The sequence below is a fragment of the Xanthomonas sp. NCPPB 2922 genome (assembly GCF_041520885.1).
Classification (GTDB): Bacteria; Pseudomonadota; Gammaproteobacteria; order Xanthomonadales; family Xanthomonadaceae; genus Xanthomonas; species Xanthomonas campestris.
On the sequence record NZ_JBGOFY010000009.1, the window covers coordinates 1 to 23909 of the forward strand.

The following is a 23909-nucleotide window of genomic DNA, read 5'->3' on the forward strand; positions in this document are numbered from 1 at the left end:
GCCGTCAGCCTGGCCGATGTAGTTGGGCTCATCCTCCGACGCCGTTGATCAGACCATCCTTAGGTCGCTTGAGACTTCAACATCATGACAACCGCGAGATAGAATAAGGTCATTGATTAATCTAATTTTTCCGCGCTTTCGCTCACTTCCCATCCAGCAATTTTCGCTGTCAATCCACGTCAAAGGACGGTGAATTATATGAATGGACTTCCCATACCGACTGTCCAGCTCATAATTTATTTCATCAACCCGCTTCGAAAGCTTTTCGAACAGTGCATATTCATCCGGATCTTGGAAATCTCGGAAACGATCAGGAAAATCGGATAAAATCACTAGAAAAACATTTGAATCGTTTGCCATCCGCACGTTCCACGCGGCGGTTTCTACAACGGCTTCGATTTGCTCCATAGAATGAAGCTGTACAGGCACAGCAATAACCACCTTAGATGAGTCTGGAAGTCCGGACTCATCGTAGTTCTTGACCTTTGGCACGTAATCACAAGTGAAACCACGGAGCATCAACTCACTAAGAGACACGAACACTTCGAGGATAACTATTGCAGATACTATCGCTAGTGCGCTTGCATGCTTAAATCCAGCGTATTGAAAGGCTAACTTCGCAATGAAAGCAAAGATGCCCGCACATAAGGAAACTGCGGCAACTTGTACCGTAATTCGTCGGCCAACTTTCAGCCCAACGCTATCATTTAAAAAATCCATTTTTAATTAGATCTCCCGACTTGAGACGGCGTTTTATCCCAACACCGAACACATAAGCACATCAACTAATTTCACGCAAGCTCTCTTTCACAATGGGCTCAATGCCCACCACCAGCCGCCGCACCACCGGCACCCGCACCAAACGGCGGCTTGGCCAGCCACAGGAAGAAGATGATCGCCAGGAACGTCCAGCCGAGCAGGTAGAAGATGTCGTTGAAGCCCATCTGCGAGGCCTGGTGATTGATCATGTTGTTGAGCGATGCCGCGCCGCGTTGCAGGTCGCCCTGCCCCATCGCGGCGACCTGCTCCTGCATGCCCGGCGTGTATACCGAGATGTGTTCGGTGATGTGCGCGTGGTGCACCTGGGTGCGCCGTGCCCATAGATACGTGGTCAACGATGCGGCGAAACTGCCGCCCAACGTGCGCAGGAACGTGGCCAGGCCGGAACCTGCCGCGATCTCGCGACCGTCCAGGTCCGAGAGCAGGATCTGCAGCACCGGCATGAAGAACAAGGCAACGCCCACGCCCATCACCAACTGGATGGTGGCCACATGGCTGAAGTCCACCTGCAGGTTGAAGTTGGAACGGAAGAAGCTGGTGAACGACATGAAGATGAAGGCAATGGTGGCGAGCATGCGCAGATCGAAACGCAACGCATACTTGCCCACGAACGGCGTCATCAACACCGGCAGGATGCCGATCGGTGCGGTGGCCAGGCCCGCCCAGATCGCGGTGTAGCCCATGTCGCGCTGCAACCACTGCGGGATCAGCAGGCTGACGCTGAAGAACGCCGCGTAGGCCACCACCATGGCGAGCGTGCCGGCGCGGAAGTTGCGGTGCCGGAACAGCTTGAGATCGACGATGGGGTCCTTGTCGGTGAGCTCCCAGATCACGAACACCACCAGCGCCACGGCCGCGACACAGGCCAGCACCACGATCTTGTCGGAAGAAAACCAGTCTTCGTCGTTGCCCAGGTCCAGCACCAGCTGCAGCGCGCCCACGCCGACCACCAGCAGGATCAGGCCGATGTAATCCATGCGCGGCCGTTCCAGCTGTTCCGGGCGATGCCGCAACTGCGAACCGACGATGCTGCTGGCGATGATGCCCAGCGGCACGTTGATCAGGAAGATCCATTCCCAGCTGTAGTTGTCGGTGATCCAGCCGCCCAGGATCGGGCCGGCGATCGGCGCCACCACCGTGATCATGGCCAGCAAGGCCAGCGCCTGCCCGCGTTTTTCGCGCGGATAGATCGACACCAGCAAACTCTGCGTGATCGGGTACATCGGCCCGGCCACGAAGCCCTGCAGCGCGCGCGCCACCACCAACATGCCCATGCTCTGGGCGAGGCCGCACAGCAACGAGGCAATGGTGAAGGCCAGCGTGGACCACACGAACAGCTTGGTTTCGCCGAAGCGACGGCTCAGCCAGCCGGTCAGCGGCAACGCGATCGCGGTGCTCACCGCGAACGAGGTGATGACCCAGGTGGCCTGCTGCGAACTGGCGCCGAGATTGCCGGCGATGGTGGGCAGTGAGACGTTGGCGATGGTGGTGTCCAGCACCTGCATGAACGAGGCCATCGCCAGGCCTACGGTGCACAGCGCCACGCTCGCCGGGCGAAAGCCCGCGGCGGGCGCCGGTGCCGAAGGGCCGCCGGGCGCGGTGGGAGCTTGCGAAGACATGGTGGCTTAGCCCGCCTTGGTGGCAGCCTGCGTCGGCAGGTTGTCCTGGATGATGCGATGGATGTCGGCGTCGGCGGCCTTGAGCTGCTGCGCGTAGACATCGGTGGAGAACACCGCGCCGCTGGCAAGCTTGGTCGGCAGCACGCTGCCCTGCTGGTCGCGCAGGTTGACGTCGGCCTTCATCGACAACCCCAGACGCAGCGGGTTGGCCGCCAGTTGCTTGGGTTCGATGGCGATACGCACCGGCACGCGCTGCACGATCTTGATCCAGTTGCCGCTGGCGTTCTGCGCCGGCAACAACGAGAACGCGCTGCCGGTGCCCAAGCCCAGGCTTTCGATCCGGCCGGTGTAATCCACGCCACCGCCGTAAAGATCCGAATGCAGTTCCACGGTCTGGCCCAGACGCATGTGCTTGAGCTGGGTTTCCTTGAAATTGGCTTCCACCCACATCTGTTCCGGCGGCACCACCGCCATCAGCACGGTGCCAGGCTGCACCCGCTGGCCTACCTGCGCCGAACGCCGCGCGACATATCCGGACACCGGTGCTACCACGCCGGTACGCGCATGGTTGAGGAAGGCCTGGCGCAGCTGCGCCGCGGCGGCCTGCACGTCGGGCTGGGTGGCCACTTCGGTATCGTCGATCAACGCGCGATTGCGCTCGAAGCTTTCGCGCGAGCCGCTCACCGCCGCTTCGGCGGCAGCGAGTTCATCGCGCGCATGGGCCAGTTCTTCGTTGGAAATCGCGCCGCTTGCAGCAAGGTCCTTGCGGCGTGCGAAGTCGGCACGTGCGCTGCGCAATGTCACTTCGCGTGCGGAGAGCTCGGCCTGCGCACCTTCCACGCTGCGGTACAGACCACGCACCTGGCGCACGGTCTTGGCGAGGTTGGCTTCGGCCTGCTGCAAGGCGACCGCGGTGTCGGACGGGTCGAGCTGCACCAGCAGCTGGCCGCGCTCCACGCGCATGCCGTCTTCGGCGCCGATGCTCACCACGGTGCCACCCACCATCGGGGTGATCTGCACCTGGTTGCCCTGCACGTAGGCGTCGTCGGTGTCTTCAGCCCAGCGCCCGATCAGGAAGTACCACACCACCAAGCCGATGACCGCAAGGATCACCAGGATGGCGACGATGCGCAGCAGTGTACGGCGCTTGCTCGGTGCGGCCGGCGCGGGATGCGAAGAGGTAGGAGTCGTCTGGCTCATCGTCGATGTCTCAGGAATGCGGTTGTGCGGAAGAGGTCGCGGTGTGTGCGGTGTCGTGCGCTGGTTCCGGCGTAAAGCCGCCGCCCAGCGCACGGCGCAACTTCACCGAGGCCATGAGTTGTTGGGAGTGCAGCCCGGCCATGCGCTGGCGCGCGGTGAGCAATTGCTCCTGCACGCTCAGCACTTCCAGATAGCTGCCGATGCCGGCGCGGTAGCGCTGCTGGGCCAGGCCAAAGGCGGCGCTGGCGGTCTGCACGGCGTCGTTCTGTGCGCGTGCACGCTGCTCCAGCGAGCGCACCGCGTTGACCTGGTCGGCCACTTCACGCAGGGCGTCGAGCACCTTCTGGTTGTAATCGGCCACCGCCAGGTCGTACTGCGCATCGCTGCCGGCCAAGCCGGCGCGCAGCCGGCCGCCATCGAAGATGGGCAGGCTCAAGGCCGGGGCCACCACACCGAGGACCGAGCCGCTTTCCAGCAGCTTGCCGACATCGGAGTTGATCACCCCGCCCAGCGCGGTGAGGTTGAGGCTGGGATAGAAGCGCGCCTTGGCGACGGCAATGTCCTTGTCAGCCGCTTCCACGCGCCAGCGCGCCGCCACCACATCGGGGCGACGGCCGAGCAGATCGGCTGGCAAGGCGCTGGGCAGTTGCGGCGGCAGGCTCTGGCTCAGCACCGGGCGCGCGATGTCCAGCCCGCGGTCCGGGCCCTGCCCGACCAGCGCGGCCAGGGCATTGCGTGCTTCGTCGATCTGCTGCTGCGCCGATTGCACCTGCTGCTGCGCGGCGGGCACGCGGGCCTGCGCCTGACGCACCTGCAATTCGCTGTCGATGCCGGCGCCGCGGCGGCGCTGGGTCAACTCCAGGGTTTTCTGCGCACGTGCCAGCTCATCGTTGGCCACGTCCTGCAGATCCCAGGCGTAGGCGAGCTGTGCGTAGCCTTCGGCGATGGCCGCCGACAGGTTGAGGCGTGCCGCCTGCGCGTCCACCTCGGCGGCATGCGCCTGGTCCACGGCTGCTTCCCACGCGGCGCGCTTGCCGCCCCACAGGTCCACGCCATAGCGGAAGTCCAGCACCACCTGCGCGCTGCCGGCATAGCTGCCGCCGCGCTCCTCGCCCACCATCGATTCGGGCAATTGCCAGCCGGCGTAGCCGCCGGAAACCGACAGGCTGGGGCCGCGATCGGCCTGGGCAGTGCCGGTGCGCGCCTGCGCCTGGCGCAGCCGTGTGTCGGCAGCGGCCAGGCTGGGGCTGTGCTGCAGGCCTTCGGCGATCAGCGCGTCCAGCTGCGGGTCGCCCAAAGCGCGCCACCAGTCACTGGCCGGCCAGGCGGCCGGGCTCAGCTGCGCCTGCCCGAAGGTGCGCTCGGCATGCACGGCGCCGGGCTCCAGCACGGTGCCTTGCGGCGCCAGGCCGCGGCTGCTGGCACAGGCGGCCAGCGCCAGGGCCAGCGTGGTCACAAGGATCGGCCGCAGCCTGCGCACTGCGCGCGGGTGCCGCCTCTGAAGGAAGGAACTAGCAGCGTTCATGAGTTGAGTGCATCGCGGACACGGATGAGAAGAGAGGTGAGTTGCTCGCGCTCAGGCGCCGACAGGTCGCGCAGGCCATGCTCCATGGCGCGTTCGCCGCGCAGCCGCAGGCGCTCCCACAGCGCTACGCCCTGTTCGGTCATGACGATCTGCAGCGCGCGGCGGTCCTGCGCATGTGGCTCGCGCCGCACTGCGCCCAGCGCCTCGAGCTTGTCGAGCAGGCGCGTGACCGCGCTCGGGGTCTGGTCCAGCGCCTGGGCGAGCTCGTTGGCGGTACACGGCGAGCGCACTGCCAGCACTTTCAGGCCGACGTAATGGCTGAAGCCGAAGTCGGGCAGCTCGCCCTTCATCTCGGCATCGAGCTGGCGCATCAGCGCGTCGCGCACCTGGCGCAACAGCAAGCCGAAGGTCGGCGGCGTGGTGGCTGTGGAGTCGATCATGGGGCTTTATTTTGTTCCGAAAAATATATTTGTCAACGCAAATATGTCATCCAGGATAAAGCCAATTGCAAGGATCGAGGACGATACGCGCCCCGCCAGCTGGCCCGGTAATACAATCTGGCCAATGAATAACGAAATCCGGCCAACCGAGATCGATGCGCTGCCGCCTGGCGCGCGGGCCAGCTTCGAATGGGCGGATGGCCCGGTGGTGGTCGCCTTCCGCGCCGACCTGCGCGCGGTGTGGGCGCCGGAGACCGCCTGGCATGCGCATATGCGCGGCCAGCTGATGTATGTCGAACAGGGCGTCTTGACCGTGCACACCGAACAAGGCACCTCCTCGCTGCCGCCCGGCTGTGCCGGCTGGATGCCGCCCGGCCAGCAGCACACCGTGGAGCTGGCCGGGCCGCTGCGTGGCTGGGGCGTGGTGGTGCGGCCGGATGCCTGCACCGGCCTGCCGGCGCGCAGCGGGGTGATCCGCCTGAGCGGGCTGGCCCGCGAGGTGATCATGCGGGCGGCCAGCTGGCCGCTGAGCGAGATGCTGGGCGAACCCGTCGATCCGGCCCGGCAGCGCCTGGCGGCGGTCCTGCTGGACGAGCTGTGCCAGGCGCCGATCGAGCACCTGCATCTGCCGATGCCAGCCGACCGGCGGCTGCTACGCATCGCCCGGCAGCTGCTCGACACCCCCGCCGACCCGCGCCCGCTCGAGGCCTGGGCCACCTGGGGCGGGCTGTCGCCGCGCAGCCTGAGCCGGCACTTCCGCGACGAGACCGGGCTCAGTTTTGCGCAATGGCGGCAGCAGGCGCGCCTGGCCGAGGGCCTGCGCCGGCTCAGCCAGGGCACCGCCGTGGCGCAGGTGGCCGACCAGCTCGGCTACAGCAGCCCCAGCGCCTTCGTCAGCGTCTTCCACCGCCATTTCGGTGCTCCGCCCGCCCGTTATCTGGCCGGCGGCCACGCGCGCGGCTTGGCATCCCCCGCCGCATCCGGATAATCGGCGCTCTTCGAGCCCGCGCGCTGGCGCGGGTTCTTCTTTCGTAGGACCTGGCTTCGCATGACCGATCTGACCCGCCCCACCTTCCATGGCTTCGAGCAGCTGCCGCTGCGCGAGTACGCCGAACGCGCCTATCTCGATTATTCGATGTACGTGGTGCTCGACCGCGCCCTGCCGTTCCTGGGCGACGGCCTGAAGCCGGTGCAGCGCCGCATCATCTTCGCGATGAGCGAGCTGGGGTTGAACGCGGCCGCCAAGCCCAAGAAGTCCGCGCGTACCGTGGGCGATGTGATCGGTAAGTACCACCCGCACGGCGACAGCGCCTGCTACGAAGCGCTGGTGTTGATGGCGCAGCCATTCTCCTACCGCTATCCGTTGATCGAAGGCCAGGGCAACTTCGGCTCCACCGACGACCCCAAGTCGTTCGCGGCGATGCGCTACACCGAATCCAAGCTCACCCCGATCGCCGAAGTGCTGCTGGGCGAAATCAGCCAGGGCACCACCGACTGGGCGGCCAACTTCGACGGCACCCTGGAAGAACCCACCTGGCTGCCGGCACGCCTGCCGCACCTGTTGCTCAACGGCACCACCGGCATTGCAGTGGGCATGGCCACCGACGTGCCGCCGCATAACCTCAACGAGATCGTCAGCGCGCTGCTGCACTTGCTCGACGACCCGGACGCCACTGTGGCGCAGCTGTGCGAACACGTGCTGGGCCCGGACTACCCGACCAGCGCGGAAATCATCACGCCCGTTGCCGATCTACGTGCCATCTACGAGACCGGCCACGGCAGCGTGCGCGCCCGCGCCACCTACAAGAAAGAACACGCCAACATCGTCATCGACGCGTTGCCCTACCAGGTCTCCCCGTCCAAGGTGATCGAGCAGATCGCCCAGCAAATGCGCGCCAAGAAGCTGCCGTGGCTGGAAGACATCCGCGACGAATCCGACCACACCAGTCCGGTGCGGGTGGTGCTGGTGCCGCGCTCCAACCGCGTGGATGCCGAGCAGTTGATGGGCCACCTGTTCGTCACCACCGATCTGGAACGCAGCTACCGCGTCAACCTCAATGTGATCGGCCTGGATGGCCGCCCGCAGGTCAAAAACCTCAAGCATCTGCTGAGCGAATGGCTGACCTTCCGCAGCGACACCGTCACCCGCCGCCTCAACCATCGCCTGCAGAAGGTCGAGCGCCGCCTGCACCTGTTGGAAGGTTTGCTGATCGCCTTCCTCAACCTGGATGAAGTCATCCGCATCGTCCGCAGCGAGGACGAACCCAAGCCGGTGCTGATCGCCCGCTTTGCGCTCAGCGAAGAACAGGCCGAATACATCCTGGAAACCAAGCTGCGCCAGCTGGCGCGCCTGGAAGAAATGAAGATCCGCGGCGAACAGGAAGCATTGGCCAAGGAACGCGCGCAGCTGATGGCGATCCTGGAAAGCAAGACCAAGCTGAAGAAGCTGATCAAGGACGAGCTCACCGCCGACGCCAAGAAGTTCGGCGATGCGCGCCGCTCGCCGCTGGTGCAGCGCGGTGCCGCCCAGGCGATCGACGAGACCGAGATGGTTGCCAGCGAACCGATGACGGTGGTGCTGTCGGAGAAGGGCTGGGTGCGTGCAGCGAAGGGCCACGAGGTGGATCCGGCCGGCATGTCGTACCGCGACGGCGACGGCCTGCTGGCCGCCGTGCGCAGCCGCAGCACCTACCACGTGGCGTTCCTGGATTCGGACGGCCGCGCCTATTCCACGCTGGTGCATACCCTGCCCTCGGCGCGCGGCAACGGCGAACCGCTGACCGGGCGTTTTTCACCGGCGTCCGGCGCCTCGTTCCAGGTGCTGGCCAGCGGCGAGAACAATGCCCGCTTCGTGCTGGCGTCCTCGCACGGCTACGGCTTCGTGACCCGTTTCGAAAACCTCACCGGCCGCAACAAGGCCGGCAAGGCAATGCTCAACCTGACCACCGGCGCGCATGTGCTGACGCCAGCGCAGGTGCTCAACCCGCAGACCGACCGCATCGTGGCGGTGACCAGCGCCGGCAACCTGCTGGCGATCACGGCCTCGGACCTGCCAGAGCTGGACAAGGGCAAGGGCAACAAGCTCATCGAGATCCCCAAGGCCAAGCTCGGCACCGAGCGCGTGGTCGCCGTGGCCGCGGTCGCCCCGGGCAACACCTTGCTGGTGCGCAGCGGCGCACGCGTGATGAGCCTGTCGTTCAAGGATCTGGACACCTATGTGGGCGCGCGTGCAAGCCGTGGCGCGTTGTTGCCGCGCGGGTGGCAGAAAGTGGACGGGTTAGAAGTGCAGTAAGGATGATTCACGCATTCGGCGCGCGGCGGCGCGTTCGACACTGTCAGCGCCTTGGTTTGACTGAGGCGCGGCAGAAAGTGGATGGACTGGAAGTGCAGTAAGGATGATTCACGCATCCGGCGTGCGGCGGCGCGTTTGATGCTGTCGTCGCGCCCTCGGTTAGTTCGGCCTGAAATATGTAAACGAGGCTGAAGCTCAAGCTCTGTGTCTCATTGAGCGGTCATCGAACGGTGTGGATGCGTCGGTTGTAGAGCAGATGATCTGCGGCTTGGCTGCAGGGCCCTTGCCGGCCACCATCGCGGGACACGCTGCAAGTACGTCCTTGTAAGCTCTTACGCAGCATCCATGCCGCGTAAGGTCCCGCGACGGTAGGCCGGCAAGGACCAGTCGAGAGGGTCGGTGTGCATGGTGCAAGCAGTGCACGTCGCGGCTGTCCGATGCGTTGCTGTTTGATCGGCTCCTTCTCGATCTGCAATGTCACTACCATCCCCGACATCACCTCACTCGTCAATGCAAGGCAACAAGACAACATCATGGATACAGATTTCTGGTTGCAACGTTGGCAGGACGGTCAGACCGGCTTCCATCAGGACGAGGTGATGCCGCTGCTGCAAAAGCATTGGCCGGCACTGCAATTGCCAGCGCATGCCCGTGTACTGGTGCCGTTGTGCGGCAAGACGCTGGATCTGCATTGGCTGGCCGCGCAAGGCCACCGCGTGCTCGGTGTGGAGATATCGCCATTGGCCGTCACGCAATTCTTCGATGACGCAGGCCTGCAACCGCAGCGACACACCAGCCGCGCAGGCGAGCACTGTATCGCCGGCCCGATCGAAATCATCTGCGGCGACGCCTTTACGCTGGATGCGAGCGTGCTGGGCGACTGCACCGCCGTCTACGACCGCGCCGCACTGGTCGCCTTGCCTGCGGCGTTGCGCCAGCGCTATCTGGAAACCGTTTATGCACGTCTGCCTGCAGGGTGTCGCGGTCTGCTGATCACGCTGGACTATCCGCAAGCCGAAAAAGCCGGGCCGCCCTTCTCGGTGGATGCTGCCGAGGTACACGCATTGTTCGGCACGCAGTGGAAAGTGCAGGAACTGGAGCATCGCGACATTCTCGATCAGGAGCCGCGCTTCCGTGCCGATGGCGTCACTGCATTGTCGACCGGTGTGTATCGCTTGCAACGCGATTGACTACCGCGAGTGAACATTGCACGCCGCTCCAGCAGGCGGCGACCTGTTTCGCGCGAGTGGTGCGCCGCTAGTCGATCAAACCACGCGGCATTGCGCCGCGCGGTGGTTTTACAGAACTGCGTAACGCGTCAGGCAACCAGCCGCAACGAACAGCCGGCGGGCGATGCAGACCACGCGCAAAAACCGCAGTACAAAAAACCGCAGTACATCCTTGCAACCCGTCGATTCCAGGCACACGCTGCGCCAGCATGGCGGCGGCGCAGCGTTGAGTCGCCCGGCTTCAGCCGGCCACGTGACCCTTGTCGATCTTCGAGGTCTGGTACAGCTCCAGGCCGATGCGCTTGATCAGGCCGAGCTGCTGCTCCAGCCACCAGGCATGATCTTCCTCGGTGTCCTGCAGCTGCTTGAGCAGCATGTCGCGGCTGACGTAGTCGCCGTGGTCTTCGCACAGCTTCATGCCGGCGGCCAGCGCAGCGCGCACTTCGTATTCCACGACCAAATCGCGCTCCAGCATCTCCACCACGGTCTTGCCCGGCGCAAACTCGGCAGGTCGCATGTCAGGGTCGCCTTCCAGGAACAGGATGCGACGCAGCAGCGCGTCGGCATGCTCGGTTTCCTCTTCCATCTCGTGATTGATGCGCTCGTACAGCGCCATCAGGCCCTGGTCCTCGTAGCGACGCGAATGCAGAAAATACTGGTCGCGTGCCGCCAGCTCGCCACGCAGCAGCTGCTTGAGGTAATCGACGACTTCGGGATGGCCTTTCATGGTGTGCTCCAGCAACGCAATGCGCGCATGGTGCCCGAAGCGGCCGGGCAATGATCTAATCGGAATCACTTTCAGTTGCGCTTGCAGGCGGACCGGCAACGGTCACGCACCGGCGCGACACTGGTCACAGATGAATCGCTCAAGGAATCGATGATGCGCAAATGGCTGCGCCGGCTGTTGCTGGCCCTGGTGGTGCTTACCCTGCTGGTCACGCTGGGGCTCTACCTGGCGGTGCGTGGCAGCCTGCCACGGCTGGACGGCGAGACTGCGCTGCGTGGCCTGGGCGCGCCGGTCAGCGTGCTCCGCGATGCCGGCGGCGTGGTCACCATCGACGCCACCAGCCAACGCGATGCGCTGCGTGCGCTCGGGTATGTGCACGCGCAGGAGCGCTATTTCGAAATGGACCTGATGCGCCGCGCGCCAGCTGGCGAACTGTCCGAACTGTTCGGCCCTGCTGCGCTGGATCTGGACAAACGCAACCGCGTGCACCGCCTGCGCGCCCGCGTGCACGCCAGCCTGGATGTGGCCGCCGGCAGCGAACGTGCGGCACTGCAGGCCTATACCGAGGGCGTAAACGCTGGGCTGGCGGCCTTGCGCGTGCGGCCATGGCCGTATCTGTTGCTGCGGCAGACCCCGCGCGCCTGGACCCTGGACGATTGCATCCTGACCGGCATGGCGATGTACGCCGACCTGCAGGACAACGACAACCAGACCGAACTGGCCGCTGCGCGCATCCGCGCGGTGGTACCGCCGGCACTGGCCGCCCTGCTCGATCATCAGGGCTCCAGCTGGGATGCACCGCTGTTCGGCCCGGCGCTCGGCGATGCGGTGTTGCCGGATGCTGACGCCGTCGACCTGCGCCGCCTCCCGCACCCGTCCACCGCGCCCGGCGCCGAGGCCCCCACGCCCGGCAGCAACAACTTTGCCGTGGATGGCAGCCTCACCGCCGATGGCCGCGCCATCGTCGCCGACGACATGCACCTGGGCCTGCGCGCACCCAATATCTGGTTCCGCGCGCGCCTGCGCTATCCGGATGCACGCGCGCCCGACGGCAAGGTGGACGTCACCGGCTTCACCCTGCCCGGCCTGCCCGCAGTGGTGGTCGGCAGCAACGGGCATGTGGCCTGGGCGTTCACCAACAGCTATATCGACACGGCCGACTTTGCGCGGATTCCGCCCGCCACACCGGGACATCCGCAAGCGCTCACCACGCATGTCGAAACCATTCGCGTGGCCGGCGCCGCGCCGGTCAGTTTTCCTGTCCGCGAGACGGCCTGGGGGCCGATACTGCACGAGAATGCCGACGGCAGCTTGCTCGCACTGCGCTGGGCCGCGCAGCTGCCCGGCGCGATCCGGCTGGATTTCGCGCAGATGAGCAGCGCGGCCGATCTGCAGGCGGCATTTGCGGTGGCGGATCGCTCGGGCATTCCTGCGCAGAATCTGCTGCTGGCCGATCGCAGCGGGCGCATCGCCTGGCGGTTGATCGGCGCGCGCCCGCTGCGCAATGCCGGGTGCAGCCCCAGTGGCATTGCCGAACTTGCAACGTCGCCGCAGGCGTCGAATCAGGCGTTGCCTGCGGCTGCCGGAGCGGCGGCATCAGAACCGGCGCCGACCGGCTGTCTGCCATGGCCCGTGCGCAGCGACGAGGCGCCGGCCCTGATCGATCCCCCATCGCATCGACTCTGGACCGCCAATAGCCGCATCGTCGATGCACAGCAGCTGGCAACGCTGGGCAATGCCGGCTACGACCTGGGCGCACGCGCGCAGCAGATCCGCGACGATCTGTTCGCCAGACAGCGCTTCAACGAACGCGATCTGCTCGCCATCCAGCTCGACGATCGCGCCGTGCTGCTCACGCGGTGGTGGCAGTTGTTGCGTAGCGTGGTCGAACACAGCAATGACCCTGCGCTGCAGCAGATCGAGATCGCCACGCGGCAGTGGGACGGGCACGCCTCCACCGGCTCGGCGAGCTATCGCATCGTGCGCGGTTTTCGCAGCATGACCATCGATGCCGTGCAAGCCGGACTGCTGGCGCCGGCCAAAGCTGCGCTGGGCGAGGACTTCCTGCCGCCGCGTCGCGCACAGTTGGAAGGCATTGTCTGGCCGATGCTGCAGCAACGCCCCGCCAATCTGTTGCCACCGAACGTGACAAGCTGGGAGCAACTGCTAGCCGATGCCGCACGCGATGCGCAGATGGATCTGGCCGCGCAAGGCGAGCAGCCTGCCGAACGCACCTGGGGCGCACGCAATACCGCCGCCATCTGTCATCCGATTGCGCGCGCCTTGCCCGCCCTCGCCAAGCACTGGCTGTGCATGCCGCCCGACCAACTCCCGGGCGATCGCGACATGCCGCGCGTGCAAGGCCCCGCCTTCGGCGCCTCCGAACGCATGGTGGTCTCGCCCGGCCACGAGCGCGACGGCATCGTGCACATGCCGGGCGGCCAGAGCGGGCATCCGCTGTCGCCGTTCTGGGGCGCCGGGCATGACGATTGGGTGCATGGCCGGCCCACCCCGTTTTTGCCGACTGCTACGCGCTATACGCTGGAATTGCGCCCGGAGTAGGCACGCCGGCGTTGTCTGCTCTGTCGGGTACAGGCATTGAAGAATTCGCCCTTCGGGCGCCTTCTCCCGATGGAAGAAGGACAGCGAGCGCGGGATGCCTGAGAAGCCCCTCTCCCGCCGGGAGAGGGGTTGGGGTGAGGGTACGGGTATCGAGCAATGCTGGATTGCGCGCGGCACGGCTCCGGCTCCATCCATTCGAGTCCAACAGCGCTAGGCGCGGACGAACACGAGGCTTCGCCCGTACCCTCATCCGCCCTCCGGGCACCTTCTCCCGGTGGGAGAAGGGATGCTCTGCATTTCTGCATTTCTGCATTTCTGCATTTCTGCACTTCTGCACATTTGCACGCGCATGCATCCATGCATCCGCAAGGCTGGCCATCCGTTCAACGACGCACGTATCGCATGCTAAGATGCATTTGATAACCATTCCCATTACTAACCAATGCGCCCCACGCTTCTTGTCACCGCGCTCGCCGTTGCGCTCGCCCTCCCCGCGCCATCCGCTTTCGCTCAGCAGACCAGCACCTCGCCTGCCGTCACCGAACTCGATGGCGTCAATGTTGTGGGCCGTGCGCAGACGCTCTACAAGTCCGAAGACGCAGCAGTCGCCACGCGCACCGATACGCCGCTGGCGCTGGTGCCGCAGTCGGTGCAGGTGCTGCCGCGCGAATTGATCGACGACCAGGCGGCACGGCAGATCACCGATCTGTATCGCAGCATCAGCGGCATCAGTTTCTTCAGCTATGCCGGCGTCACCTTGCGTGGCTTCCGCCAGGAAAACGTGTTGTATGACGGGCTGCGTGGCGACCCGTACGCCGGGTTTTCTGTGCCGCAGCTGTTCAATATCGAACGCGTGGAAGTGCTCAAGGGCCCGGCCGGCGCACTGTACGGCGGTGGTGAGCCGGGCGGCGTCATCAACTACGTGACGCGCAAACCCAGCCATCAGGCGTTGCGGCGGGTGGAGCTGCAACTGGGCAACCAATCGTTTGGCGCGGCATCGTTCGAAGCCACCGGCCCGGCGCGCGAGGATGGCCGCATCCGTTACCGCATCGGCGCCTACGCCGACGGCGAGGACGGGTTCCGCTGGAACACCGACAGCGAAAGCCAGATCGGCGATGCGTCGGTGGCATTCGATATCGGCGAGACCGGCGAGCTCACGTTGCAATACACCGACATCACCCAGAACCTGGGCGGCAACCGCCTGCGCGGCGTGCCGGTGGACGATGACGGCAACTTCCTGACCAACCTGCGCTGGAATCACAACGAGTCCACCGACTTCCTGGACATGCGCGCCAAGGTCGCCTTCGCGCAGTACAAATTCGCCCCCTCCAGTGCGTGGGACGTGGACATGGCGCTGCGTTGGTTCAAGAACGACGAGCACCAGATCTACCACGAGCCCATGGGCCTGATCGACCGCGATGGCGACGGCATCGCCGAGTGGATGACCCGCCAGTTGCGTAACCAGTACCGCGACAACGACGCGCTTTCCAGCAACGTCAACGCGGTGTTCCGCACCAGCACCGGTGCGATCGGCCACAAGCTGCTGATGGGCGCGGACTACTACCGCCTGGATGCGGATTTCCGCGCACAAACCGCCAACACCGCCGACACCGGGCGCACGCGCGGGCCGGTGCCCGGCATCGATCTGTTCAATCCGTTCTACGGCCGCAGCGGCTTTTACGACTACGGCCTGGACACGCTGCCCTGGCGCGCCACCAGCACCCGCAGCCAACGCTATGGCGCCTACCTGCAGGACGAACTCACCCTCACCGAGCGCTGGTTCGCGATGGCCGGGCTGCGCTGGGATGGCTTCAAGGACGACAACCGCCTGGATGGCTCGCGCATCACCGGCAACGACCTCAGCTGGCGCGTCGGCAGCACCGTGGTGTTGCGCGAGGGCATCAACGCCTACGCCAGTTACGCCAGCGGCTTCCTGCCGCAGGATGCGGCCAACCAGGACAGCAGCGTCGGCGGCCCGTTCGATCCCGAGCGCAGCACGCAGTGGGAAGTGGGCCTGAAGACCGCGCTCAACGACGGCGAGCTCACGCTCAACACCGCGCTGTATCGCATCGAGCGCAGCAATATCGTGCAGGCCAACGGCAGCATCGTCGATGGCGTCAACCAGCTCTCGGCGCTGGGCCTGGTCCGCAGCGAAGGCCTGGAAGTGGATCTGCTGGCCGACCTCACCGAGCGTTGGGTGCTCAACCTCACCTACGCCTACAACGATGCGCGCGTGCTGGATGCCGGCACCAACGGCATCACCAATGCCTCCGGCGATCGCTTTGCCAATGCACCGCGCAATACCTTCGGGTTGTGGACGCGCTATGAGCTACCGGCGTGGAACTCGGCCGTTGCGTTCGGCGCCGATTACGTCGGCGAGCGTCTGAGCCTGGAAGGTCAACGCGTCAAACCGTACGCCATCTTCGACATCAGCTGGCAGACCCAGTGGGATGCGTGGAAGCTGCAGGTCAACGTCAAGAACCTGTTCGACAAGGTGTATGCGGCCAGCGGTTTCACCGAACGCACCGGCCACTTCCCCGGCGAGCCACGTCGCATCTACGCGCAGCTGGCCTACAGCTTCTGAGCCTGGCTGCACAGCGCTGCTGCGCGGCCACGGAGCCGCGCAGCAGCGCGCTACGATCAACATCGCAGATGCGCTGCATCGCACGGCGCTGCAAGCGCATCGCTGCGCTGTGCTGCGTGGTGATCAATCGCGACCCTGCCGCATCACAGCGCCAACGGTGCCGCACAAGAGTGCGCAACCGCGCACAGTTGGCACGCCGCCACCTTGACCGCCATGAACCTGCGCCGACCATGCGGGCCGATGTCGGCTGGAACTTAACGCCTGGTGCGACACACTAGAGGCCGTCGCGATTGGACGCTGCCTATCGCCCTCCTCCCCTCACTGACCGGAATCCGCATGCCTCTGCTTGCCCGCTCCGTTTCCGCCCTGTTGCCCCTGGTCTTCGCGACCGCCTGCTCGGCTGCACCGCCAGCGCCTGCCGGCCCACCTGCGGCGCCTGTCGCCAGCTGCACCGCCAAGGTGCGGCCGGGCCAGGACCTGCAAAAAGCCATCGACAAGCTGCCGCAAAGCGATACGCCTGCCGTGCTGTGCCTGGAAAAAGGCGAGTTCCCGCTCAACGGTCTGGTATCGATCCACCGCGGCAACCTCACTCTGCGCGGCAAAGGCCCGGCCACCGTGCTGCGCATGGCCGATGGCGTGCAACAGCCGGTGCTGGTGGTTGGCGATTACGAGAACCAGCAGCCCACCGGTGTGATCCGCAACGTCAGCATCGAGGACATGCAGATCGTGGCCAGTACCGGCGACAAGGAATTCATGCCGGAGCGCCCGTACCTGAGCAACAGCGCGGTGGTGGTGCGTTCGGGCCAAGGGATTCGCCTGGCCGGTCTGCAGGTCAACAAGTGCCGCAGCGCGTGCCTGCTCAGCGAATACGACACGCGCGAGATCACCATCGAACGCAATGATGTCTCCGGTGCCATCTGGGACGGCGTGTCGTTCAATCGCACCGCCAAGGTGACGATGATGAATAACTACATCCACGACAACGTGGCTGCCGGCCTCACCACCGAACATCTGGAAGACAGCGAGATTCGCGACAACCGCTTCGAGCGCAATGGCAGCCAGGGTATCTATCTGTCGGACGCGCGGCGCAACCGCTTCACCAACAATCAGTTCGATGGCAACAAGGTGGCGGGCATCTTCCTGGCCTGCGCCATCCGCTATCGCACGCCGGAAATCCTGTGCTGGGACAACAGCATGAGCCAGGACAACCTGTTCGAGAACAACCGCTTCGCCAGCAACCCGTTTACCTACACCATCGGCGTGGACCGTGCGGCCAACTGCAGCGCGGCCGACTTCAAGCCCAACGTGTGGCGTAACAACCAGGCCGATGTGGCCGGCGTGGATATCGAGCCGCAGCGCTACGGCTACTGCGTGCGCCACGAGTAAGCGCAGCGATCAAAACCGCTGCGCAGCCACCAGGCGGGCGCGGCCGGTGCTCGGAATCCGCATGTACACGTAGGCTCTGGTTCCCCGCGCCGTCCGCACCTACTTGGCGATTGCTGACTACGTTTTCTAATCGGCCCGAAGCAACGCACTGGCATGGCCGGCGCCCTTGGGCTGCCGGCCATGCTGTAGCGCAGTCGTTTGATCAGGACGCCAACGCCTGCGCGTGCACGCCGGCAATCGCACGGCCGGACGGATCGGCCATCGCCGCAAAGCTCGCGTCCCAGGCAATGGCCGTCGGCGACGAACACGCGATGGATTTGCCGCCCGGCACCGTCTCCGCAGCGGCCTGGCTGGGGAAGAACTGCTCGAACAGACTGCGGTAGAAATACGCTTCCTTGGTCTGCGGCGGGTTCACCGGGAAGCGCCGGTCGGCCGCCGCCAGTTCGCGGTCGCTCACGTGAGCGGCGGCATGTGCCTTCAGGCCGTCGATCCAGCCATAACCAACGCCATCGCTGAATTGCTCCTTCTGCCGCCACAGGATCGATTCCGGCAGATAGCCGGCAAATGCCTCGCGCAAGATGCCCTTCTCGATGCGGGTGGCACCGGTGCTGGTCTTGTCGATCATCTTGAAGCGCGCGTCCATGCGCATCGCCACGTCCAGGAATTCGCGATCCAGGAACGGCACGCGCGGTTCCACGCCCCAGGCCATCATCGACTTGTTGGCGCGCAGGCAATCGTAGTTGTTGAGCGCATCGAGCTTGCGCACCAGTTCTTCGTGGAATTCGCGTGCGTTCGGTGCCTTGTGGAAGTACAGGTAGCCACCGAAGATCTCGTCGCTGCCTTCGCCGGACAGCACCATCTTGACGCCCATCGCCTTGATGCGCCGCGCCAGCAGAAACATCGGCGTGGACGCGCGGATGGTGGTCACGTCGTAGGTCTCGATGTGACGGATCACTTCCGGCAACGCATCCAGGCCTTCTTCAAAGCTGTATTCGAAGCCGTGGTGCACGGTACCGAGCGCGGCGGCGGCCACTTCGGCAGCGGCCAGATCCGGCGAGCCGGTCAGGCCGATTGCGAACGAATGCAGACGCGGCCACCAGGCTTCTGTGGTGTCGTTCTCTTCGATGCGGTGCCGCGCGTAGCGTGCGGCCACCGCCGCCACCAACGACGAATCCAGGCCACCGGACAGCAGCACACCGTAGGGCACATCGGTCATGAGCTGGCGATGCACCGCGCGCTCGAACGCCTCACGCAGCTCTTGCAGCGGCACCTGCACGTTTTCCACTTCGCTGTATTCGCGCCACGAGCGCTCGTAGTAGCGGCTCAATGCGCCGGTGGCGCTGTCGTACCAATGACCAGGCGGAAACTGCGCGGCATCGGCGCAATCGTCCACCAGCGACTTGAGTTCGGACGCCACGCGCAGGCGGCCTTCGCGGTCGTGTCCCCAGTACAACGGCACCACGCCAATCGGGTCGCGCGCGATGATCACCCGCCCCGCGGCCTTGTCCCACAGCGCGAAGGCGAAGATGCCATTGAGGCGGTTGAGATAGGAGGCCGGTGCATCTTCGCGGTACAGCGCGTTGATCACTTCGCAGTCCGAGCCGGTCTGAAAAGCGTACGGCTGCAATAACTCGCCCTTGAGTTCGCGATGGTTATAGATCTCGCCATTGACTGCCAACGCCAGACTGCCGTCCTCCGACAACAGCGGCTGTGAACCGCCCGCCGGGTCGACGATGGCCAGGCGCTCGTGCACCAGGATGGCACCGGCATCGACGTACACGCCGCTCCAGTCCGGCCCGCGATGGCGTTGCCGCTGCGAACATTCCAGGGCCTGCCGGCGCAGGGCCTGCAGGTCGTCGCCGGGTTGCAGGCCGAAGATACCGAAGATGGAACACATGGAAACACTCCTGGAAAAGTCGTGATGGGCGGCCGAAGGATCAACGCGGTGCAAGACGTCACCCATAAAAAAACCCGCATCGGCCGATGCGGGTTTTCTGGAAACTGGGCGTGTGTGTTGGTACTTCGCCTAGTCGCAGACCCGCATCGGCCGCGCACGATTATTCGCGCGCAGATTGCTGCGGTGATTGGCGTTGGCGACGTTGGACAGAAACGATGTCATGGGCCGACCGTATCCCGCTTTCAGCGGCGACGCAACTGTTGCGATGGCAACCAAGCAGGGCCGGCAAGCCCGGCATTCAAAGGCCGCCGCGCGATCGCGGACGCGTTGCGCGGATAATGTCGCCCCCCCGTCGTCGAAGGCCTCTGCAATGACCCCACGTATCGGACGCCTGGCGTTTGCGGCCCTTATCCCACTCTTGCTGCTGCAAGGGTGCAGCACGACGGCGCCGCGCACCGACCCTGCCAAACTGCGACAGCTGGAGCAGACGGCTGCCGATGGTAGTTTTGACAGCATCTGGGAGGTGGCCAGCCAACTGGAGAGCCGCAACGATCCGCGCGCCATCGGCTGGTACGAGCGTGCCGCCGCGACCACGCCGTGGACCTTCCGCAATGCCCTTGCCGAGCTGGCACTGGGGCGGATCTGGGCAAGCGGCACGCTTACGCATGCAGACAGCCCCTACATCGACCAGCGCGCGGCGTTGCGGGCATCGCAACGCAAGGGCGAGCGCTGGTATCTGGCGGCGGCCATGCACGGCAGCCCGTATTCCATTCGCGAGCTCGCCAAATTCCACCGTGATCGCGGCGAAGCGGCCGCCGCGTTGCGCTGGGATCTGCGCGTGGCGATCTACGAGCGCGCCGCCTCCGGACCGTCAGGGCTTCCCGAAGCCATCGCGCCACGCGACGGTGACATTCACCCACTGGTGCGCGACGTCCAACGCCGTGCGCGTGGCGGCGACGCCGAAGCGCAGGTCGATCTGGGCGCGCTCTACGAAAAGGGAATGGGCGGCGTGGACAGGGATGGTGCCGAAGCGCTGCGCTGGTATCGACGCGCGGCCGACCAGGGCAATGTGTATGGAGAATATTTCTACGCCCTATTGCTGGGACGCGGCAGCAGTGGGGTAACGCGCGACGAGGAAACCGCGGCGATCTGGTTTGCCAAGGCGTCCGCACAACGGTTCTACATCGCCGACGCATCGCATTGGCGCGAGGCGATCAAACCGCCGTTCTGGACCTTTGACTAGGCACTCTCGCTTATTAATTCGCGCGGCTCGGAAGCGTGGCGCTGTGTAACGAGATGTGCTGCACAATCGAGCTCGCAGCGCACACTTGCTTGACGCGCACCGGGATCAACCTGCCACGCATCGCTGCCGGCAGTGACGAGCGTCGCGCATGGCGTGCGTCAAATGTCGGCCTGAAGCGCCTGCAACACTTCAGACCAGCAGACGCTCGACGAGCGTGCGGTACAGCGCCGGCAGCGCTTCCAGATCGGCCACGCGCACGTGCTCGTCCACCTGATGGATCGATGCATTGACCGGGCCGACCTCGATGCACTGCGCACCCAGCGGTGCGATGAAGCGCGCATCGGAGGTGCCGCCGCCGGTGCTTTCTTCCGGCGGTGCACCGGCAAATGCGCCGAGCACTTCGCGGGCCACGCGTCGCAGCGTGCCTTCGGGCGTGTAGAACGGCTCGCCGCTGCGGTGCCAGGTCAGCGTGTAAGTCAGCGCATGCCGCTCCAGCAGCGCGACGATCTCGCGCTCGAGCGTCTCGGCATTCCAGTGCGGCGTGTAGCGCAGATTGAAGGCCACCTGCAGCTCGCCGGGAATCACGTTGTTGGCGCCAGTGCCGGCGTGGATATTGGAGATCTGCAGGCTGGTAGGCGGGAAGCTTTCGAAGCCATCGTCCCATTGCCGCGCGATCAATTCGGCCAGCGCAGGCGCCGCCAGGTGGATCGGATTGCGCGCCTTGTGCGGGTACGCCACGTGCCCCTGCACGCCTTTGACGATCAGGTTGCCGGACAGGCTGCCACGGCGGCCCACCCGCAGCAGATCGCCCAGCCGCTCGGTGGACGATGGCTCACCGGTGATGCACCAGTCGATCTGCTGGCCGCGCTCGGCAAACAGCCGGGCCACATGGCGCACGCCGTCGATGGCATCCCCTTCCTCGTCGCTGGTCAGCAGCACTGCCAACGTGCCCGGATGCTCCGGATGGGCAGCCACAAACTGCTCGGCAGCCACCACAAACGCAGCCACGCTGCCTTTCATGTCGGCCGCACCGCGGCCGTACAACACGCCATCGCGCACCTGCGGCGCGAATGGGTCGCTGGTCCAATCGCTCGCCGGCCCAGGCGGCACCACGTCGGTGTGCCCCAGCAACACCAGCACGGGCGCGCCACTGCCGTGCGTGGCCCACAGGTTATCGACGGCGCCCAGCCGCAGGTGTTCGCACGCGAAGCCGGCAGCGCTCAGGCGATCGGCGATGAGCGCCTGGCAGCCCGCATCGGCAGGCGTCACCGAGGCGCGTGCGATGAGGTCGCAGGTCAGTTGCAGGACGTCGCTGGTCATCAGGGTCTCTTGGCAAGGGACTGCATGCAGCGCATGCGTGAGGGGTGCAGCATGCGGCAACGCGCGCCACCGCGCGGGCCGCCAGGCGAAGCGATGTTGCCGCGCAGATTCAACCCACGGCGAAGCGCGCCTTGAAGCCGTTGTCGGAGAACCCCTGGCTCAGCGTGCCATCGTCGGTCAGCACCACCGGGCGGCGGATCAATTGCGGGTACTCGCGAAGCAATAGCTTCCATTCTGCCTCTGAGCCGGGCGTTTTCTTGTTGTCGGGCAACTGCCGCCAGGTGGTCGAGGACTTGTTGATCAAGGCATCGAATCCACCGGCTTTGCCGGCCCATTCCAGCAAGGTTTCCGGTGCGGGCGTGTGCTCGCGGTAATCCACGAACGTGTAAGCGACACCGAAGCGATCCAGCCACTTGGTGGCCTTCTTGCAGGTATCGCAGTTCTTCAATCCATATAGCGTGGTCATGTCATGCTCTCTTCAGCTGCCTGGCGCGCGCCTGCACGCGCCAGCAGGGTGGTGGCCAACACGGCGGGGTCTTGCCCGTGCGCAGGCAGGAACACCACCGGTGTGCGCTCACCGTGGAATTTCAATGCCAGCCGCACCGGCGGCATCACCCAGGCGGGATCGACCGCACGCAACTGCGCGAGATCCACACGCTGCGATTGTCCCTGCTGCACGATCTCCAGCGCATCGCCGGCATCGTGCACCTGCGCCCATCGCCTGCACAACACGAGGTACCGCACGGTCAGCCCCACCATTGCGACAGGCGCCAGCCAGCGCAATACATCCAATTGCTGCGGGACGCCGTCGCGCACCAGCGAGCCCGCCACGTAGACCGCAACCCAGCCCAGCCACAGGGCCGGGATGCCCCACCGGATCCAGCCACTGGCCGGACGCGACAGCAGGGTGCCGGCGTGTGCGTGTGCTGTACTCAATCGGCCAGACCGCGCAGCAATTCATTCACGCTGGTCTTGCTGCGCGTGCGCGCATCCACCTGCTTGACGATCACCGCGCAATACAGCGAATGCGAGCCATCCTTGGACGGCAGCTGGCCGGACACCACCACGCTGTACGGCGGCACGTAGCCATAGGAAATTTCGCCGGTGGCGCGGTTGTAGATGCGCGTGCTCTGGCTGATGAACACGCCCATGCCGATCACGCTGTGATGGCCGATCACCACGCCTTCCACCACTTCCGAACGCGCACCGATGAAGCAATGGTCTTCGATGATGGTCGGGCTGGCCTGCAGCGGCTCCAGCACGCCACCGATGCCGGCACCGCCGGACAGATGGCAGTGCTTGCCGATCTGCGCGCACGAGCCCACCGTGGCCCAGGTATCGACCATGGTGCCTTCGCCGACGTACGCGCCGATGTTGGTGAAGCTCGGCATCAGCACCACGTCCTTGCCGAAATAACTGCCGCGCCGTGCGACCGCCCCGGGCACCACGCGCACGCCGGCCTGGCGGAACTCGGCCTCGTGGAAGCCGGCAAAGCGCGACTCCACTTTGTCCCAGAACGGCGCCGGCTGCGCATCGATCACGGCCATCTCGTTGACGCGGAAGTACAGCAGCACTGCCTTCTTCAACCACTCGTTGACGGTCCAGCCGCCCTGCCCGTCCGGCTCGGCAACACGGAACTCGCCGCTTTCCAGGCCATCGATGACACGATTGACGATTGCGCGCGTGGAGCCTTCGATCTCGTCGATGGTCAATGCCGCACGGCGTTCAAACGCGCTTTCGATACCGAACTTGAGTTCGTCACTGCTGACCTGCGCGGTGGGCTGCACGGCCTTCTTGGCGATCGGCAGCTTCTTGGCAGCTGCGGCCTTCTTGGCGGCCGGTGCAGCCACCACGGTGGTCGCCTTCTTGGCAACGCGCGGCGCCTTGGCGACCGCTTGCTTCGGCTGCGCTGGCGCAGCGGCCGCGTTACCGCGCGCGCTCTGCTTGGCGACGGCGGCGGTGCTGGCGGCCGGCTTGGTTGCCGGCTTTTTGGGGGCTGCAGCTTTGGACGCGGCCGCGCGCTTGGGCGTTGCGGAAGATGCGCGCTTGGCGGCTGCGCTGGCGGGAGTCGCGCGCGGCGTACGCGCAGGCTTCTTGGTGCTCAT

The 23909-nt window shown here is 65.3% G+C and carries 18 protein-coding genes; 7 read left to right on the forward strand and 11 right to left on the reverse strand.

Annotated features, from left to right (window positions below):
- Positions 1-48: 48 nt before the first annotated feature.
- The 5 genes from ACD584_RS11645 to ACD584_RS11665 form a co-directional block, all read right to left on the reverse strand.
- Positions 49-720: a hypothetical protein gene (locus tag ACD584_RS11645; RefSeq protein WP_175611526.1), complete on the reverse strand. Its 672-nt coding sequence runs from the start codon at positions 718-720 to the stop codon at positions 49-51.
- 98 nt (positions 721-818) lie between these two features.
- Positions 819-2399 (reverse strand): DHA2 family efflux MFS transporter permease subunit, encoded by a 1581-nt coding sequence (locus tag ACD584_RS11650; protein ID WP_076036069.1) that lies wholly within the window; start codon positions 2397-2399, stop codon positions 819-821.
- Positions 2400-2405: 6 nt separating this feature from the next.
- Positions 2406-3599, reverse strand: coding sequence for an HlyD family efflux transporter periplasmic adaptor subunit (locus ACD584_RS11655; protein ID WP_057672909.1), 1194 nt, complete (start codon positions 3597-3599; stop codon positions 2406-2408).
- A gap of 10 nt (positions 3600-3609) precedes the next feature.
- Positions 3610-5124 carry an AdeC/AdeK/OprM family multidrug efflux complex outer membrane factor gene (locus tag ACD584_RS11660; RefSeq protein WP_076036070.1) on the reverse strand — a complete coding sequence of 505 codons (1515 nt, stop codon included), beginning with the start codon at positions 5122-5124 and terminating at the stop codon, positions 3610-3612.
- Positions 5121-5564, reverse strand: a complete 444-nt coding sequence (locus tag ACD584_RS11665; protein ID WP_011036589.1) for a MarR family winged helix-turn-helix transcriptional regulator — start codon at positions 5562-5564, stop codon at positions 5121-5123. The genes ACD584_RS11660 and ACD584_RS11665 overlap by 4 nt, the downstream gene beginning before the upstream one ends.
- 124 nt (positions 5565-5688) lie before the next feature.
- Here ACD584_RS11665 and ACD584_RS11670 point away from each other — a divergent pair, with 124 nt between their 5' ends.
- From ACD584_RS11670 to ACD584_RS11680, 3 genes are all read left to right on the forward strand, one after another.
- Positions 5689-6552, forward strand: a complete 864-nt coding sequence (locus ACD584_RS11670) for a helix-turn-helix domain-containing protein (RefSeq protein ID WP_076036071.1) — start codon at positions 5689-5691, stop codon at positions 6550-6552.
- A 60-nt stretch (positions 6553-6612) separates the two neighbouring features.
- The gene (gene parC, locus ACD584_RS11675) at positions 6613-8856 is read left to right on the forward strand and encodes a DNA topoisomerase IV subunit A (RefSeq protein WP_012438801.1); all 2244 of its coding nucleotides are present in this window, start codon (positions 6613-6615) and stop codon (positions 8854-8856) included.
- A 533-nt stretch (positions 8857-9389) separates the two neighbouring features.
- Entirely contained in the window at positions 9390-10046 is a 657-nt protein-coding gene (locus ACD584_RS11680) for a thiopurine S-methyltransferase (protein ID WP_011036586.1), read from the forward strand.
- 280 nt (positions 10047-10326) lie between these two features.
- Here the strand turns inward: ACD584_RS11680 and bfr are convergent, their stop codons facing one another.
- The gene (gene bfr / locus ACD584_RS11685) at positions 10327-10812 is read right to left on the reverse strand and encodes a bacterioferritin (RefSeq protein ID WP_042599086.1); all 486 of its coding nucleotides are present in this window, start codon (positions 10810-10812) and stop codon (positions 10327-10329) included.
- 153 nt (positions 10813-10965) lie between these two features.
- Here bfr and ACD584_RS11690 point away from each other — a divergent pair, with 153 nt between their 5' ends.
- The 3 genes from ACD584_RS11690 (at position 10966) to hpaM (ending at position 17344) form a co-directional block, all read left to right on the forward strand.
- A complete protein-coding gene (locus ACD584_RS11690) occupies positions 10966-13374 on the forward strand; it encodes a penicillin acylase family protein (protein WP_175611527.1) in 2409 nt (802 codons plus the stop codon).
- Positions 13375-13816: 442 nt separating this feature from the next.
- Positions 13817-15958 (forward strand): TonB-dependent siderophore receptor, encoded by a 2142-nt coding sequence (locus ACD584_RS11695; RefSeq protein ID WP_076036073.1) that lies wholly within the window; start codon positions 13817-13819, stop codon positions 15956-15958.
- 264 nt (positions 15959-16222) lie between these two features.
- The gene (hpaM, locus tag ACD584_RS11700; protein WP_175611528.1) at positions 16223-17344 is read left to right on the forward strand and encodes a type III secretion-associated outer membrane-bound protein HpaM; all 1122 of its coding nucleotides are present in this window, start codon (positions 16223-16225) and stop codon (positions 17342-17344) included.
- A 202-nt stretch (positions 17345-17546) separates the two neighbouring features.
- Here hpaM and asnB read toward each other — a convergent pair whose 3' ends face one another.
- Positions 17547-19241 (reverse strand): asparagine synthase B, encoded by a 1695-nt coding sequence (asnB, locus tag ACD584_RS11705; protein ID WP_076036074.1) that lies wholly within the window; start codon positions 19239-19241, stop codon positions 17547-17549.
- Between the two features lie 370 nt (positions 19242-19611).
- Here asnB and ACD584_RS11710 point away from each other — a divergent pair, with 370 nt between their 5' ends.
- On the forward strand, positions 19612-20484 hold the full coding sequence (locus ACD584_RS11710) for a tetratricopeptide repeat protein (protein WP_076036075.1): 873 nt from the start codon (positions 19612-19614) through the stop codon (positions 20482-20484).
- Positions 20485-20673: 189 nt separating this feature from the next.
- On the opposite strand, the gene dapE is transcribed toward ACD584_RS11710, so the two are convergent.
- The 4 genes from dapE to dapD all read right to left on the reverse strand — a co-directional run bounded on the left by dapE (position 20674) and on the right by dapD (position 23909).
- Entirely contained in the window at positions 20674-21804 is a 1131-nt protein-coding gene (dapE, locus tag ACD584_RS11715; RefSeq protein ID WP_076036076.1) for a succinyl-diaminopimelate desuccinylase, read from the reverse strand.
- A 109-nt stretch (positions 21805-21913) separates the two neighbouring features.
- Positions 21914-22270: an arsenate reductase gene (locus tag ACD584_RS11720; protein WP_070692715.1), complete on the reverse strand. Its 357-nt coding sequence runs from the start codon at positions 22268-22270 to the stop codon at positions 21914-21916.
- On the reverse strand, positions 22267-22740 hold the full coding sequence (locus ACD584_RS11725) for a hypothetical protein (RefSeq protein WP_162277181.1): 474 nt from the start codon (positions 22738-22740) through the stop codon (positions 22267-22269). The genes ACD584_RS11720 and ACD584_RS11725 overlap by 4 nt, the downstream gene beginning before the upstream one ends.
- Positions 22737-23909 carry a 2,3,4,5-tetrahydropyridine-2,6-dicarboxylate N-succinyltransferase gene (gene dapD, locus ACD584_RS11730; RefSeq protein WP_070692710.1) on the reverse strand — a complete coding sequence of 391 codons (1173 nt, stop codon included), beginning with the start codon at positions 23907-23909 and terminating at the stop codon, positions 22737-22739. Before dapD ends, ACD584_RS11725 begins: the two co-directional genes overlap by 4 nt.